This is a genomic window from Paraburkholderia silviterrae (assembly GCF_004353915.1).
GTDB lineage: Bacteria > Pseudomonadota > Gammaproteobacteria > Burkholderiales > Burkholderiaceae > Paraburkholderia > Paraburkholderia silviterrae.
In genome coordinates, this window is sequence record NZ_SMRP01000004.1 from 138,938 (window position 1) to 154,249 (window position 15,312).

At 60.9% G+C, this 15,312-nt stretch carries 18 protein-coding genes; 1 reads left to right on the forward strand and 17 read right to left on the reverse strand.

Annotated features, from left to right (window positions below):
• Nucleotides 1–39: 39 nt before the first annotated feature.
• A complete protein-coding gene (locus EYW47_RS10995) occupies nucleotides 40–246 on the forward strand; it encodes a hypothetical protein (protein WP_133194885.1) in 207 nt (68 codons plus the stop codon).
• A gap of 152 nt (nucleotides 247–398) precedes the next feature.
• On the opposite strand, the gene EYW47_RS11000 is transcribed toward EYW47_RS10995, so the two are convergent.
• The 17 genes from EYW47_RS11000 to mnmE form a co-directional block, all read right to left on the reverse strand.
• Complete coding sequence (locus EYW47_RS11000) at nucleotides 399–905, reverse strand: DUF2280 domain-containing protein (protein WP_133194886.1); 507 nt, start codon at nucleotides 903–905, stop codon at nucleotides 399–401.
• 252 nt (nucleotides 906–1,157) lie between these two features.
• On the reverse strand, nucleotides 1,158–3,227 hold the full coding sequence (locus EYW47_RS41340) for a hypothetical protein (RefSeq protein ID WP_205710053.1): 2,070 nt from the start codon (nucleotides 3,225–3,227) through the stop codon (nucleotides 1,158–1,160).
• Nucleotides 3,228–3,343: 116 nt separating this feature from the next.
• Nucleotides 3,344–3,547 (reverse strand): hypothetical protein, encoded by a 204-nt coding sequence (locus tag EYW47_RS11010; RefSeq protein WP_133194887.1) that lies wholly within the window; start codon nucleotides 3,545–3,547, stop codon nucleotides 3,344–3,346.
• Nucleotides 3,548–3,556: 9 nt separating this feature from the next.
• Entirely contained in the window at nucleotides 3,557–4,540 is a 984-nt protein-coding gene (locus EYW47_RS11015; protein ID WP_133194888.1) for a phage protein, read from the reverse strand.
• Between the two features lie 46 nt (nucleotides 4,541–4,586).
• On the reverse strand, nucleotides 4,587–5,519 hold the full coding sequence (locus EYW47_RS41775; RefSeq protein WP_240763638.1) for a hypothetical protein: 933 nt from the start codon (nucleotides 5,517–5,519) through the stop codon (nucleotides 4,587–4,589).
• Complete coding sequence (locus EYW47_RS42420; RefSeq protein ID WP_276322940.1) at nucleotides 5,509–5,637, reverse strand: hypothetical protein; 129 nt, start codon at nucleotides 5,635–5,637, stop codon at nucleotides 5,509–5,511. The genes EYW47_RS41775 and EYW47_RS42420 overlap by 11 nt, the downstream gene beginning before the upstream one ends.
• A gap of 608 nt (nucleotides 5,638–6,245) precedes the next feature.
• Entirely contained in the window at nucleotides 6,246–6,503 is a 258-nt protein-coding gene (locus tag EYW47_RS11025) for a hypothetical protein (RefSeq protein ID WP_133194889.1), read from the reverse strand.
• Nucleotides 6,500–7,375: a hypothetical protein gene (locus tag EYW47_RS11030; RefSeq protein WP_133194890.1), complete on the reverse strand. Its 876-nt coding sequence runs from the start codon at nucleotides 7,373–7,375 to the stop codon at nucleotides 6,500–6,502. The genes EYW47_RS11025 and EYW47_RS11030 overlap by 4 nt, the downstream gene beginning before the upstream one ends.
• Nucleotides 7,375–7,623 (reverse strand): hypothetical protein, encoded by a 249-nt coding sequence (locus tag EYW47_RS11035; protein WP_133194891.1) that lies wholly within the window; start codon nucleotides 7,621–7,623, stop codon nucleotides 7,375–7,377. The genes EYW47_RS11030 and EYW47_RS11035 overlap by 1 nt, the downstream gene beginning before the upstream one ends.
• The gene (locus EYW47_RS11040) at nucleotides 7,613–7,921 is read right to left on the reverse strand and encodes a helix-turn-helix domain-containing protein (RefSeq protein WP_133194892.1); all 309 of its coding nucleotides are present in this window, start codon (nucleotides 7,919–7,921) and stop codon (nucleotides 7,613–7,615) included. The genes EYW47_RS11035 and EYW47_RS11040 overlap by 11 nt, the downstream gene beginning before the upstream one ends.
• A 72-nt stretch (nucleotides 7,922–7,993) precedes the next feature.
• On the reverse strand, nucleotides 7,994–8,473 hold the full coding sequence (locus EYW47_RS11045; RefSeq protein ID WP_133194893.1) for a hypothetical protein: 480 nt from the start codon (nucleotides 8,471–8,473) through the stop codon (nucleotides 7,994–7,996).
• A 329-nt stretch (nucleotides 8,474–8,802) separates the two neighbouring features.
• Complete coding sequence (locus EYW47_RS11050) at nucleotides 8,803–9,267, reverse strand: hypothetical protein (protein ID WP_133194894.1); 465 nt, start codon at nucleotides 9,265–9,267, stop codon at nucleotides 8,803–8,805.
• Nucleotides 9,264–10,913: a YfjI family protein gene (locus EYW47_RS11055; RefSeq protein WP_133194895.1), complete on the reverse strand. Its 1,650-nt coding sequence runs from the start codon at nucleotides 10,911–10,913 to the stop codon at nucleotides 9,264–9,266. Before EYW47_RS11055 ends, EYW47_RS11050 begins: the two co-directional genes overlap by 4 nt.
• A gap of 150 nt (nucleotides 10,914–11,063) precedes the next feature.
• Nucleotides 11,064–11,432, reverse strand: a complete 369-nt coding sequence (locus tag EYW47_RS40830; RefSeq protein WP_165976531.1) for a hypothetical protein — start codon at nucleotides 11,430–11,432, stop codon at nucleotides 11,064–11,066.
• Nucleotides 11,433–11,755: 323 nt separating this feature from the next.
• Complete coding sequence (locus tag EYW47_RS11065) at nucleotides 11,756–12,001, reverse strand: helix-turn-helix transcriptional regulator (RefSeq protein ID WP_240763639.1); 246 nt, start codon at nucleotides 11,999–12,001, stop codon at nucleotides 11,756–11,758.
• A 375-nt stretch (nucleotides 12,002–12,376) separates the two neighbouring features.
• Nucleotides 12,377–13,603, reverse strand: a complete 1,227-nt coding sequence (locus tag EYW47_RS11070; protein WP_133194897.1) for a tyrosine-type recombinase/integrase — start codon at nucleotides 13,601–13,603, stop codon at nucleotides 12,377–12,379.
• 234 nt (nucleotides 13,604–13,837) lie between these two features.
• Nucleotides 13,838–15,247: a tRNA uridine-5-carboxymethylaminomethyl(34) synthesis GTPase MnmE gene (mnmE, locus tag EYW47_RS11075; RefSeq protein WP_133194898.1), complete on the reverse strand. Its 1,410-nt coding sequence runs from the start codon at nucleotides 15,245–15,247 to the stop codon at nucleotides 13,838–13,840.
• Nucleotides 15,248–15,312 lie beyond the last annotated feature (65 nt).

The window sequence follows — 15,312 nt, forward strand, 5'->3', positions numbered from 1 at the left end:
ATGACCCTCCCCCGCTTCTTGCATTCGAAGGAGTGGCACATGTCGCAGCAACAAGAACGCAGTTTGGATCAGAAGGCACGACGCGCGGCGAAGTGCGCAGGACTGGTTGCAGTTAAGTCCCGCGCTGGCGAGTCGGTAGATAACCTCGGCGGCTTTCGCATTGTCGACCCCAATCGCAACACGATTGAGGCCGGCGAGCGGTTCAATATGACCGCAGAACAGGTTATCGCGTACTGCCGTGACTGATCCAGCAAGAGCCCGCTTCGGCGGGCTTTTTTGCGTCCGCTCGCTCTATGCGTTATCGCCGCTAACGTGCGCTAGTCGACAAGGGCACTGATACAATGAGGTGGCCCCGGAGGTTCAAACCATCCCGCCCTGGCAGCGGCGAGGTACCTCACTCAAACGGGGCCCTTCTTCTGCACTGCCTGCTCACCCATTACCCTGCGATAGATCTTCTCCGCCTCCCCGAGATCTTCATTCGAGGGTGGCAGCCATTGAATCGGGCCGCCGCCCTTGCCGGTGTGCTCCAGCTTGTGAGTGGTGGTGTACATCCCGCCGACCTCTTTCGCCGCTTGCTCGAGCAATTTCATCGTCAGCTTAACGTTTCCCCGTGCCTCGGCCTCATTGCACATGCGATCCAGAATGCGTAGTCGCCTGGCTCGATGAGCAATCGGGATCAGCTCCTGGTCTTGCAGGTACGCTGCACGCGCCGCTTCGAAAATCGCGCGGTACTTCTTCCCCACGCCTTTGCCAGCCGCCTTGGTCGGGTCATACGCCTCACATTGTTGCGGCGTGACCGACAGCCCGAACTCCTCTTTGATGGCCCGAGCCACCTGAGATGGTGTGTCGTAGCAGGCAAGGCCTTGCACGATCCGCCGCTTTACATCGTCAGTAAGGGTCGCCATTTTCAGAATCTATCTATGTTCCTTCTGGGTTTCGGGGCGCCGAACCCGTGGAAACCAGTGGAAACCTCCGCGCGTGGAAACCGCGTTTGCCGTGGTAACCGGGGTGGTAACCGACCGCTGGTAGCCACCGCCAGATGGGCGTTTCCCGTGGCTACCAGAGTGGCTACCAGTCGGTTTTGCTGTTACATACGCTATAACAATCGCCAATACGCCGTTACCGCGATTCTTCCACCTCGACCGGCGCCACTGCCGTCAGTTCCCGGAGACGGAGTACGCGTAAGTGTGCCCCGCCGTCGCAGTAGTGATCGTGATGCCGGTCTTGCTGATGGCGTAAGGAGGCACGCTCCCGGCTTTGTCGACGACTGTTCCGTTGGCACTATTCGGGAAGCCCGCCCCGGGAAATGAAAGCGAGCAGGCCGTGCCGCCACTCCCAACAGTCACACTGCCTGACAGTGCAGTCGATCCTGCGGTAACGGTCGGACTTGTTCCGCAAGAACTAGCGATGGGCAGGTAGTTGAATCCGGTCGTGCTCGGGACGATAAAGAGCATCGAATGCGGATCGGTGTATGCATAGTTTGTTTGAGCACCAGAATATATCGAGCTGTCACTCTGGTATGTCTGCCATACATACGACCCGACACGAACTGCAAACGGTCCTGCGGCAGACGTCTCGCGGTCGAAGATGAAGAAGTTGCTGACGCCAGACAGCCCGTTACCACTCGTGACCTGCGGCCCGTCGTTCAGACCATGCAAGTTCAGGGTGCCGATCTCGAGGAGCGCCTGGTTGTACAGACTCGCGACGTTACCCGTCAGGTTCGCAGAATCGTAGATTCGCGCCACATACCAACCTGTCGTCTTGATAGGCGGATAGTAGATGCTCAACGAACCAATGCGCCCGGTCGAATTCCGCCATTCAATCAAGCCCGAATAGTTATTTCGCAGCGTGATCTCTTCGAGGTGAAACGTCCCGGCACTCACCCCGGTAACACCGCAAAAGCGAATCGCATTCGCGACGGTCGCCCATTCAACGTTGATCTGGTTGAACGATGCCTCGGAGATGTCTGTGTTCGATACAACCCCCGAGCTACTGCACTGTCCGAATACCGCCCCAGCATCCGCGCCGGCGGTGAACAGGTTGGAGCCATTGTTGTTCGAGATGTACAGGTTCTCGAATACGGACCCGGTTTGTAACGGCCCGGCAATGTCGATTCCCCGGAACGAATACCCGTTGATTTCAAGGTTCATGACCTGCGCCGAGAATAGGCTGGTCATCGCCGATGACGGCGGGTTATAGATGCCGGTACCGGTGTAGCTGATGTACAGGTTTTCGATTCGGCCGCCGCGTTGCAATGCGAGTCCAGATGTTGGCGAATACGCCTGAACGCCTACGCGCTGGCCTTGCGTTTCCGCGCCGGTGATCAGCGCCGAATTGAATCCGATCCCGACATTTCCGATGCGAGCGGCCGCGCCCATTGTGACGACCGGGTCTGATGCGTTTGAATCGTAGTCAACGATCCGGGCAAGGTGCGCGCCGGCACCAGCCAGCGTCTGATTGCTCAAGTCAAGCGTTGCGCTTGTGCGATAGCACCCGTACGGCAACCAGACGGCGCCATAGGTATTCACAGAGCTCTGAATGACAGACGTGACATCTTGCGTCAACGTGCACGCCTGCACATCCGAGATCTGCGCCGGCGTCATCGAGTTGAAGACGTTGTAGTAGCTGGTCGGGTTACCCCAGACCGGATCAGCGCTCGATCCCTGCGACTGGAGGAATTGGCCCGCCGCTCCAGCACCAGGCGACGACGAGATCGCGCCCGATCCTTGCCCGATGAGCGGCGCATGCGCAGTCTGTGACGTTGCGCCCATGCCGCCCTGCGCCACTGACAGAGCCGTCGTCAGGCCGGTCAGAGACGTAATATTGCCATTCGCGCCGGCCGAGGCGACCGTGCCGCAGGTAAAGCCACTGCCAGCCGTCCACTGTAGGGCGCTCGACGACGAACTGCAGCTCGGCATCGTGAATGCGATCGGCGACGCGGAAGACGACGTGGCGTTCGCAAGGACCGTATTAGCTGCCTGAGTTGCGAGGTCGGACGTTGTCACCAGTCCGGTTGCTGTCAGAGCGCCTGTGACCGTCATTGTCGGCACCGACAGCGGCCCAGTCAGCGTACCTCCAGCGAGCGGCAGATAGTGCGCAAACTGGCTGTTCAGTTGCGCGGCCGTCAGTACCTGCCCGGGGTTAAACTGGGCAAATGTTGGTGCCGCCGCCAATAGAGCGGGGACTGCGTAGAGAAGCCTTCTGAACCTTGATGCGGTCTGCCGCATAGATTCTCCTGTGTATGTGGGTGTGATACGACGAGTGCGTTTTCATGGCTTCCTTCCTTTGTTGGTTTAGATGTGTGTTCAAAGGGCACAAACTCTGTGCCTGATGCGTAATCGGCCTAAGCCGCTCTTCGTCGCTTCCGTTCTTCGATTGGCTCTTTCGGAGCAATCGTCCACTCGAGCTCCAGGCAACTCGCGACGATGCGATCAAACGCAATGACGGCGGCGCTGGTGCTGCGCGAGCCCAGAGGCCGCGTAGCGATCGCTGCAGGCCTTGCGTGGCAAGCAACGTTGGCGATCGCCGCGTGCGTCATATCGAACATGTGTGCCTCCTAGCCATACGGGTTGATGACGCCCAACTTCGCCGGTGCCGGCGCGCTTACGCCACTCGCGGCATTTCGCAGCTCGATGCCGCCTGTCGCGTCCACCGCGAGGCAAATCACCTCGGTGTAAAAATCGTTGCCGCGCGTGTCGCCCCAGATTTCCGACGTCATCACGTAGTAGTACCCATCGCCGTTGATCTTGTTTTGGCTTGCAATCTTGTAGTTTTCAGGCTGCTGGCTGATCGACAACCCGAATTCGTACTTCTGGATGCTCGAGTTGTCGAGCTGGATCAGGCGACCGATCTTGATGCTCGGATTGAGTAGCATCCGCACCTTGATGCCGTTCTGGATCTGCTCCGGCATACCGACCATGCCCGTTTGCGCGTTGATCACGGGGACGGCGCCGGGCACGTACGACGTTTCGGGGACAATCTGCAGCTTGCCGTCTTGGATCGACCAGAGGCTCTGCGTCGACTTCGCGACGGTCGACAGGTGATCGCGCGCCATCCCAAAAAGCACCTTGCCGCGCGACAGTGGATTCGCCGGCAAGTCGGCAGCAACGTACCCGACGCTGACACCGTACGGAGCCATCGCGTCCGCGCATACCTTGATGATGTCCGCCTGAGTCGATCCCGCGGCGAGTGTCGTGTTCACGGTGGCGAAGTTGTACGCCATGTCGCCATCGGCAGCCGTGATGTCGAGATACGTGTCTGTCGGGTTCTCGCGTCCGCGGCGAACCTGGATAACATTGCCGTCGAAGACGATGCCAAAATTGCCCTCGTAGCCGGCCTGCAACACCACGCGTGTGAATTCCTTCTCGATGCGCTGCGCGGTGTTGTTGGACACGTTGTAGACCCGGATGCGCGCCGAGTTTGGCGTCTGCAGGTCGCCGCGCTGCACGTTGAAAACGATGCGTAGATCGGACAGGTCAAGCGCTGCGCCCGCGTCCTGCCCAATGATGAGAGAAATTTTCCTGCCGAATTGTTGAGACATCGGAAGTCCTCATACGGACGATGACATGGGCGTATTGCCCCATGGATCATCGGCTGCCAAATTCAAAAATCATTACCCACCCATCGCCGCCGTTCCCGCCGCCGACGAGAGGACTCAACGGACCTTGTGCTGCGCCTCGTCCACCACCGCCAAGAATGCCCGCGATTCCTCCCGTACCCGGAGGCCCTTGAGTCGCAGCAATGCTATTACCGAGAGGCGAAGGACCGCCGCCGCCGGCGACCAGACCAGCAGTTCCAGCGCTAACCTGTATCGCCATTCCGAACGTTCCAGCCCATCCCTGCGAGTTGCAAATGTTGCCGCCGGTTGCCACCGGCGCAAGCGATGTCCCGGTCGTCCACGGGATGCTCGTGCTTTGCAGGCCACTCGTCGATCCGCCGACGCCACCCGGGCAGGTAATCAACGAGCCAACGGAAGTTGTGCCGCCATTTCCACCGGCCGCGCCAGGAACGGTGAAGCCTCCAGCGCCAATCGTGATCGGGATCGGTGTCGCACTGGCTAGTTGATAAAAGCCTTCGGCGTATGCTCCGGTAGAGCCACCGCTGGCGATCGCGTACTGGTTGGCGCCGGTGGCTGGAGTGCTGCCACCGGCGGCGCCAGCGCCCATTGCACGCATATAGATCGACGAGTTGGGCGTGGCAGGTATGAAATTTACATTTCCGTGCGTCGCAAACATGTTGACGGTGAGGAGGCGTCCTTGAAATGCACTCTTCAGATTCGCCAACAGCGTCGTCGTTGTGCCGTCATCGATCGCCGGCTGTCCGGTTTCATCGACGATGAGCTGTGCAAGCACGGCCGACATGATGCTCGCCTGACGCCATACCTTATTCACCGCAGCAGACTGCGCAGTGCCAGCCTGAAATCCGGAACTAACTGCCGCCAATGCAGCATAGTCAGATTGGGCAAGCACGTTCGCCCCCGGGCCAGCAGCGAAAGCGAGAAAATCATTTTCAACGGTCATTACCGCCCTCCGTTTCTTCGCCTACTTCGCGAGCCATCACGCCTTCATCCATGCCAGCGCCAGGCTCATCGAGCGCAAACGGCACCAACTCTTTTTCTTCGATTTCGCTTCCCTGCATGTAGGAGGCTCCTAAGTACAAGATGGAATAGAGATTTGCCTACACTGGAGGGAGCGGTGTCTATACGCCACCTCCGTATCGGCCGTTCGCGTCTCCTAGTGAACTCTCCACGATCTGCCATTACAGAGAGCTAGGATCACAGACGACGCGCCACCGACGAGGGGCCCGTTGTAGGTCGGGGACTTCGCGTCGGACACTACGACCAGCAGTCCAACCCGCGAGGGATCGCACACGGGAAGCGCAGCGACCGTCGTCGTCGCGTCAGAGCGGACATTGGCATTCGCCTGCGAGATTGGCGCCAAGGGCTCAGACGCGCCATTGGCGAACGACGCGCTACAGCCGAGCAGGACGGCTGCTGCGCAGAAAAGTCCGATAAGTTGCTTGGTTCGCATAAAGCCTCTATACAGTTGCTGGCTAGCTACCAGCGAGGACGTGTGTCGCTACGCCGGAAGAAAGCGGGAACTCCCGCCTCCTTCCGGCCAGCGGCCGGCCGCGCCCATTCCAGGGCCGCCGACAGTCGGGGTTTTGTAGAGCCGCGGCACTCGCCGACTAATCCGCGCCGAGCAAAAAGCCCAAACAGCTCGGCAATGGCTCCGCATGGCAACTGGTTACGCCTTGTGCTTCGCCCAGAAGCGGCGATGGCGCTCGTTGATGTCGTCCGCGCGTGAGGTGCTATCGGCCGTTTGCGTGGCCTCGCCAGCGCCAGCGCCGGCGTCCAGCACGGACTGTTGAGCCCAGAACTTGCGGTTCCGCTCGTTGATGTCTTGCCGGGCCCGGGGGGCTGTCATTTGCGGCTTGGCGTCCTTCGAGCGCGCGGGCTTGAACACACTTCGATCGATCGTGCGGCAGCGGATTCGGCGCGTCATGCGATCACCTTCTCGGGTTGATCAGCGAACGCAGCGTCCGCGTTCTGCAAGAGCGCCTTGCGATAGTTGGCAAGCTGCCCGACGTAACGGGCCCCTGCGTTCGGCGGCAGCTCCGGCGGCTGCAGTACTGCCAGCGCGTCCACGCCGGGCGGAAAGCCGACGTAGCGCGCGCCGTCGATGGTCAGCTTCAACGGCACGATCTTCTGCCAGAGCTGTTTCAGTTCCGCGAGCATGTATTGAAGGTCAGCATGAATCAGCGCATCGACACTTCGCTCAACGGCCTGTTCAGCAGTAGCAAGCGCGTCTTCCGCTGCTGATACTTCAGAATTGAGTAGAGCTGCGGCCTTTCTTGCTGCATCACAGCGAGCCTCGGCATCGAGTAACGCGTGGCGCCCGGTCCGCAAGTTGGGCTCAAGCGATGCGGATGCGCCAGCCTTAAATCGTGTCGCGAGCGTTGCACCAGCGGCAGCCACCTCGGCTTCGTCGGCGGCACGCAGGCGCACCACTTCGGCAAGGCAATCGGAGTAGTGCGCTTTCCCACGTTTCGCCGCATCGGCGGCAAGATCGAGCACGTCACGCGCTTCCGAGCGTCGCGCAAAGCACTCACGAAGATGGTCTCGCTCAGCACCATCTGCAATCACTGGCAGTCCGATAGCGCGGTTCTCGACATGCGTGGGGAACGTTTGAAAGTGCACGCGAACCGGTGGAACGTCGGTAATCGGCTCGTTCGGTTTGATCAGCAGAGTAACGCCGCCGCCACTTCCCGCATACTTTGCGAGCCATTCATCCCGCAGTGCCTGCGCGCCGCCATAGGTGAGCCCGCGCGAGATAACGTCACCGTCACTGTCGACCAACATGAACAGGTCGCTCATCACGCGCCTCCAGATTGGTCGTCCAACGGTGGCGGGAACAGTTGGTCGGCCGGCACTTCTTGGAACGTGAAGCGCACGCTCGGATTGATCATGTGATGCATGAGTTGCACGAAATGCCAGACGGCGTTGTGAGGCAGAAAATTGACGACGATGCGGCCGTCCGGCGCAACGAGCTGGTAAAGCTTGCCCTGCACGCCTGGCAGGAAGTAGTCAGCAGGGAGATTCGGATTGTTCGGGTTAGCGGGCATCGGGGGTACTCAGATGGGGTTGCAGGCACAAGCGGGCCGGCTCGAACTTGAGCTCGTACATCGCGACGCGGGGATGTGAGAAGCCATCGCCATCGACCGTCGTGACCCGGGTCGATTTGATGTCGCAGCCGAGCGCGATCAGTTCCTTGATTCGCTGCGCGGGGTGGCTGACGCCTTGTCGGCGGAATTCGTAAGTACTGCGCGGTTGGCGGCGCAGCATCGCGAGCATCTTGAGGCGTTGCGCCTGGACGCTGTTATCCGAGCGCTTGGCGCGCCCGTTTGCAGAGGGGGAAGACATTCGGAGATCACTCCGTTCGATTGGTACGAACGAAGTGTCTCAACCTAGATTCACGGGTTCGCTAACCCGTGATTAAGGAGGCGCTATCCCGTGATTTTCGAGCAGCTTTCTCTCCTTCGACGCGGCGTTCCCGAAGGTACGAAAACTCATGTTTTGGCCGGCTCGCGGGCCTTCGATGTAGCGTCCTTGGCGGTTGTCGAAGAACGCCCAACCACGCGGCGGCTTCTGTGCTACGAGCGTCCAGAGCGTCTCGGTCGACGCGCTGGGATCACGCTTGAGCTCGCGCCTGATTGCCAGGCGGACAGGGCCCACGGTGTTCCGTTTGCGGCCCTGCAGAAACTTCTCGCCAATCTCTCCGACGTGCTGCAGATAGGCGGCGACCACGGCTTCCTCGAAGCCGATCGCGAAGCCGCCCAAGATCCGCGCACGAGCTTCGTCACGGCTGATCATCTGCATAGCGCGCCGCACGATCGCCGGCTGCGCAACGGCCCTGCGGAACTGCTCGTTACGAGCCGCCCAGAATTCCTGTAAGTACGCGTTGTCGATCTTCATGTTTCACCTTTCGCTATCGCGTTAGTGGCATAGTTATTGTGATTCAATAACTATGCGCGTGCAAGAAGTTTTTGTGATTCAGTTTCTTGAGTAGAATGGGGGTATGGAAAAGACAAAACACCCCGGCGGCCGCCCTCGACTCCCAGACGAGCAGCGGCTAATCCAGCGCTCAATACGGCTCTCTGCGGAGCAGTGGGCGAAGATTGATGAATGCGGGCTCGAGTGGCTGCGCCAACTCATCCAGCGAGCGAAGCCGCCTCGTGAAACGGCGCCGCGATCGGACGATTGACCTCCGGAACGAAGCGGGCGTTGATGCCCGCTCCCCCCCACTACGGACGCGCCCTTGCTATGCGATCGATGGCGCCACGCACGGCGAGCTCGGCGCGCCTCTCCTGCAGCCTGCTGGCAAAGTGGCCTAGGTCAGATGCCAGTGCCGAGAGCGGGCCGCGCATGGCGCGCGTGAATACATCCTTCAGGCTGTGCTCTGGCCAGCGCTCCAAATCAGCCAGCGCTACGATCGTTTCCGCCAGATCGCGACGCATCCGATGCACGTCGCTGGCTTGCATGTACGGCGCCCACGGCAGGTAATGGGCTCCGCTCTCGTCGTCGATCAACGTACCGATGCAGTCGTCGGGCAAGGTCGCCCAATCGTTCGCGACGTCACGGATTTGCGGAATTGGGTCATGCGAACTCCCGACAAAACCGACGGAATTACCGTTCATGAGTTTTGGCAGTTTTGTCGGTGAGGTGGTATGGATATTTTCAGATTTCAACATCGCGAGATATTTGCTCATCGCATCGTCTCCGGGTTGATTACGTATCGCGGCTCGGGTGGCCGGCCTTTCCTGACGGCTCCTTCCGCCTCGCGCACCTCGACGAGGTGCCCGTGTTGCACGAGAACGTTCACAGCCTGGGCGGCCTCGTCTCGGTCGGTCAGCATCGACCATTCGTGCCGGTAGATGTCGCGTAGCGTGAATGGCTCGGCTGGCAGGCGTCCTTCCTTGATCCGTCGCAGCAGAGCGCGCGCACGGTCTATTTGCGTCACCATGCCCGTGCCGTACGCCCGTAAGGCGTGAGACTTCAGGTAGTCGGACCAAGCCAGCGCGCGGACCATCGCATCCGCCGTTACCGGCCCGCGCCCCTCGTCTGCCAGATGACAGATCAGTGCCAGTGACGGTACGAGTTTTCGGTACTTGGCGAGGTGCGATTCGATTGCGGGGTGCAAGTCTCCCGTGCGCAGGCCTACCTCCCACTCACGCCGCCACTCGCGGAAAAGCTCGAGCGCGGCGTCATTCAGGCGAAGGTATGGCGGTGTCCCTTCTTCCTGGCTGCCTTCGTGGTCTAAAGCAATCTCGGCTTGCCAGTCGGTTACCGGATCGGCTTCGGCCAGTCGCTGGAACACTGCAAAGGCGGCGCTCTTCTTGCTGGCGTCAGGCGCGCGGTCGACGTCCGTCCAATCGGGCGATATGTCCGGCCAGATCAACAGGCCGAAGCGCTGCATCAGGCCGTCATTGCCGGCGCCATCCGAAATTGCTTCATTCAGATATGACGTGACACGGCCCGGCTGCGTGCTGCCGAGAAGGGATAGGCATACGGCTTCCGCGCGAAGGTTGCGCCCTCGCCCGATCCGGTCAACGGTATAGCCGCCATTGCCATTCCAGCCGGTTAGGTAAAATCCGCGCGCTGATTCCTGGCCCTCACGGTCCAAGCTCTTGAGAAGCGAGACGAGCTCGTCGCGAAACACGCCGACGCCCTGCGGGTTCTCGGAGCAGATCTCGTGAAGCGACTCAACGTAGGCATCGTTGACCAAGTATCTCCGAAGCAGCGGAGCTTGCGGCTCATCCAGCTCGATGCGATCGACGCGGGCCGTTGGGTCTTTGATAAGCGCCTTCTTCGTATTCTTTTGGGCCGCCTCGACGCGCATCTCGTGCAGGTCTTTTTCCTCGTTGTAGCCCTGCATTTCGAACTCATACTGCTTGATCGCCTCTGCTTCGAGGCGCTTAAATGGCGCGAGTGCTGCCGTCATGGCGGGCGACTTCATCACGCTCGGGCGGCCGACGATGCAGACCCACTGATTGGCGTATTCGGTCCAGTCATCGTTGGCCTTGGGACGAATGCCAACACGGCGCCCGATGACGACGCCGAGCGCGGCCATGATCGTGGCGGCGACGAAATCGGCCGGGCACTGCATACGCTCGGCAATGTCGGCGCCCCATGGTTGCAATGACTCAGGCAGCAACGCCGTATCGAACGGTTGGACTGACGCCAGATCCTGCTTTGGAAGCGGGACCGGTGTCGGCAGTGCCGCTCCGGTTTGCCAGGTCGCCCAAAATGTATCGCGCGCATCATCCTCGGGCGTCTTGCTGCGCTTCACGCGGTCAATTCGCTTAACCGCGGCGTCCATGTCGTAATCGCTAAGGTGATCGATAGTGGCACTCATGCGCGGCCTCCCGCCCCTTGATTGAGCCACTGTTTGGCAGATGCGACAACGTTCGAGGTTACCCAGTCACCGTGGGCTCGCCATGCCTCTTGACTCATCGCAGCACGGCAACGGGCAAGCTCCCTCTCGATCATCGCGTTGATGCGGTCCTTAAGCGTTTGCGCGCGGCCCATGCGCCCCCTTTGCCGAAAGCGGCTGTTGGAACGCCGTAAAGATGCCGGGCGAGGACGCGCGAACGAGAAGCTCATCGACGCGCGTCCAAAAGCCAACGGCGACTCCGTGCGAACAATCTGTGGAGGTGAGGTGATGCGAGATCTGGCCTAATAACCCGAAGCCGACCCAGCGGCGGTCATCACGAAGGCACGCGGCAAATTCGTCAGCGGCTCGTTTGCCTATCTGGCAGGCGGCGCCGTAGTTTTCAGTGCGGGTGTTCAGAAGCGTGAGCACATCGCGCAGAATCGCGGAATGGCCGGCGGCGTTGGAGTGGACTTTCGAGGGACGAGCGGACGCTTGGCGCATGATGCGGCCTCCTTTTGCTGGGTACGGGACCCGGCCCCCAACGCCAATTGGGGTGGCCGGACACATGACGGAGTTGGCGTACCGGCGCAAAAGGAAACCGGCGTGCCCGAAGGCACCCCCGCCAAGGCCCGACCATTGAAGGCGCTTAGCGTGCGGACGTAAAAAAACCGCGCTGCGGCGGTTGTCCGCCTTTTGCATTACCCGGACGCCAATCCGGTGGCCTGTTGTTTCAGGCACGAGACCAGCATAAGTCACCGGGTTTACCAATGTCAAGAGAGCATCGGCACTTTTTGCGACGACTCCAGACGGCGGTGCGAATGGCATCATGCGGCCTCCGCGTGATCGTCGTTGCGTGCGGATTCGCGCGATGCGAGCCAAGCTTCGATGTCGTCAATACGCCAGCCGACCGCGCGAGGCCCAAGCTTTACCGGTGCCGGCGCGAGACCACGTCTCACCCAGTCGTACCAGCTCGACTTCGACATGCCAACACAATCCAACACGCCAACGAGGCGCAAGATCTTTACGGCCATATTTAGCACTCCAAATTGGCCGGAGTCGTAGTTCACCATGCGAGCGCGGACAAGTGTTGACAACGCATGAGGATGTCTTTAGTATCGCGCCATAGTCGATGCTCAAATAGCATCTTCTAGGTGTTCCGGGTAAGGGACTCCAGCAGTTTCAAATGTCGGTCGCGGTGTTTGTCCACCTAGATCGACGCTCAATAGGCCTCCAATGCGGGGCCTATTCGTGCTTCTACGTCCAGTACGGGGGGAAGTATAACTGCAAAATTTCCACTTCCCTAAATTGGGGGCGATTTGGAGTTTTGTCGGTTTTGTCGGGCTGCTACGTGGGCGGTTTCGCGTATCAGCGCCCGCCCCAGCGAACCTTTTGTCGGTTTTGTCTGGACCTTAGGTGGGCGCTTTTAGAAAATGCTCCTGCATCGACTACGCTGTACCGAACCTCCCGATAACCACCTTCCGGCCTTCGTCGATCTGCGCATCCACGAACTCAGCCCAGAGCTGCAGGATGCGTTTCCGCTCTGGGGCGTACTCGGCGCGGTTGTACACACCCTTGATGCCCTTGATCGTGTGCGCGAGTGCCTTCTCGATCGCGTCCGATGGCTGGCCCATCTCGTGCAAGTGCGTGGATGCAGTGCGGCGGAAGTCGTGCAGGACGAAGTGCTGAACCTCCATGTCGAGCGCCCGGATAGCCTGGTTGAGCGTGCTCTTGGCAATGGGTCGATCGACGCCGCGGACGGTTGGGAAGACGTATTCGGCGCTGGTGCGGCTGTCGAGGAGTTCTCGGAACATGGCGACGGCCTGCGACGACAGATACACCCAGTGCTCCCTGTCTTTCTTCATGCGATCAGCCGGAATGCGCCAAATGGCGTCGTCGAGATCGAGTTCATCCCATCGAGCCTCGATCAGTTCAGACTTGCGAACCATCGTCAGCACCAGAAGGTGAATCGCCAGCTTCAGCGGCCGGCGGATGCTCGATGCGTACACGGCACGCAGTACGCGACCGATCTCTTCCGGAGACAGCACGCGGTCTCGGCTTTCCTGCGTGGCCACAAAGCGGGCCACGATAGCGGACGCGGGGTTGGTGAGCACTAACTGGCGCGCAATGGCGTACTCGAACATGCGCTTGATCACGTTGCGCGTATGGAGCGCCATCTTCGGCGCGCCGCGCTTCTTGATGCGGTCGCAAATTGCCAGCACGTCGCCTGGCGTCACTTCAGCAAGTGGCTTGTTGCCAAGAGCCGGATAGACGTCCTTCTCGAGCGCGCGCTTCGTCGTTCGCTGATATTCCGCGGACTTGTCCGCCATCTGCTGCTCGATCCAATAGGCGCCGAACTCCTTCACCGTGTCCAAGTTCTTGACGGCGCCGCGGTCCTTCTTCGCGTCAGCCACCGGCGAGATACCGCCCGCGACGATTTCAGCGTAGCGACGGGCTCGCTCCCGCGCAGCGAGGAGGCTGGTGGACGGGTACTCGCCGATCGTCACCATAGGCTGCTGCTTGCCGTGCAGCGAATACCGGTAGCGCCAGATCTTCGAGCCTGACGCCATCACCTCCAGTATCAAGCCGCCGCCGTCAGAGACGCTGTAGCGGCTCGGCTTGGGCTTCAAGGACTTGATGCGGGTATCAGTTAGCGGGGTAGCGGTCTTTGGCATGGTCTAGTACACAGGGATTGTGGAGCGCCGCAGCCCGCAAACCCTTTCCAGCGTTGACTTTCACTGGCTTAAGTACACAATATGCAGGGGCGTCCGGCTTTGCGTACTAAAGTGTGTACTAACGAAGGCTGGTTTGCAATGCTCCGATCTGCTCTTTGCTGGACCATAAATCCCTTACCCATCGGGGGATTCACAGGGTCGGCTGCACTGTTCCGCCCTGCACTGGACGACAACTTATTTTCCAATACAGAACCGACTAAAAATCACCCCAAGCAAATCATCGGACGTGAACTCGCCCGTGATTGAATTGAGTGACTCCTGCGCGAGTCTCAGCTCCTCGGCGAAGAGGTCGAGCGCTTGAGCGTTCTGGTCCGCGTGCGCTGCCGCCTGCGCGAGATGCTCGCGTGCCGTGCGCAGCGCGATGAGATGGCGCTCGCGCGCGAGGTAGACACTCTGCGCGTGCGCTTGCCAGCCTGCGATGCGCAGCAGTTCGGCACGCAAGAGCGCAACGCCGTCGCCTTGCTTCGCCGATAGCCGCACCTCACACACTTCGGCGCCATCACCTGCCTGGCCCACGGGACGTCTGGCCACCTCGGGCGCCACGCCGGTCAGATCGGTCTTGTTGAGCACGCGCACGACCGGCACGCCCGCAGGAAAGCGCGCCGCGATCGCTTCGTCCTCGGCGGTCATGCCAGTGCGCGCGTCGAGCAGATGCAGCACCACGTCCGCGCGACCGATCTCGCTCCAGGTGCGCTCGATGCCGATCTTCTCGACTTCGTCCTCCGTGTCGCGCAGGCCTGCCGTATCGATCACGTGCAGCGGAATCCCTTCGATCTGGATCGTCTGCGAAATCTTGTCCCGCGTCGTACCGGCTACCGGGGTGACGATCGCGAGCTCGGCGCCCGCAAGCGCATTGAGCAGCGACGACTTGCCCACGTTCGGCTGTCCGGCGAGCACGACTGCGAGCCCTTCGCGCAACAGCGCGCCCTGACGCGCCTCCGAAAGCACGTGATCGAGTTGCGCCCGAATGTTCGACAACTTGCCGCGCGCGTCGGCGGCCTCCAGGAAGTCGATCTCTTCCTCGGGGAAGTCGAGCGTGGCCTCCACGAGCATGCGCAGCGTCACGACGTCGTCCACGAGCGCATGGATGTCGCGCGAGAACGCGCCGTCGAGCGAGCGGCCCGCCGAGCGTGCGGCCGCTTCCGTGCTGGCTTCGATCAGATCGGCGACGGCCTCGGCCTGTGCAAGGTCGAGCTTGTCGTTGAGGAACGCACGGCGCGTGAACTCGCCCGGCTCGGCAAGGCGCAGGCCGAACGCACGGCCCGCCTCGATACAGCGCTGCAAGACGAGCTGCAGCACGATCGGGCCGCCATGGCCCTGCAATTCGAATACATGCTCACCGGTGTACGAGTGCGGCGCCGGGAAGTAGAGCGCAATGCCGCGGTCGAGCACGGTGCCCGCGCCGTCGAGGAACGGCACGTAGCTGGCATGGCGCGCACTCAGCGTCTGGCCGGTCAGCGCCTGCATCAGCGCCTCGGCAGCGGCGGCGCCCGCGCGGCCAGCCGAGACGCGCACCACGCCGATTCCACCGCGTCCGGGCGCTGTGGCAATGGCGACAATGGGATCGGTATCGGTGGCGAGCATGGCGGACTGGATCAACGTGATTCGACGAGGTTAGGTGCGGCCGGCCAAGTGTGACAGGCGAGGTA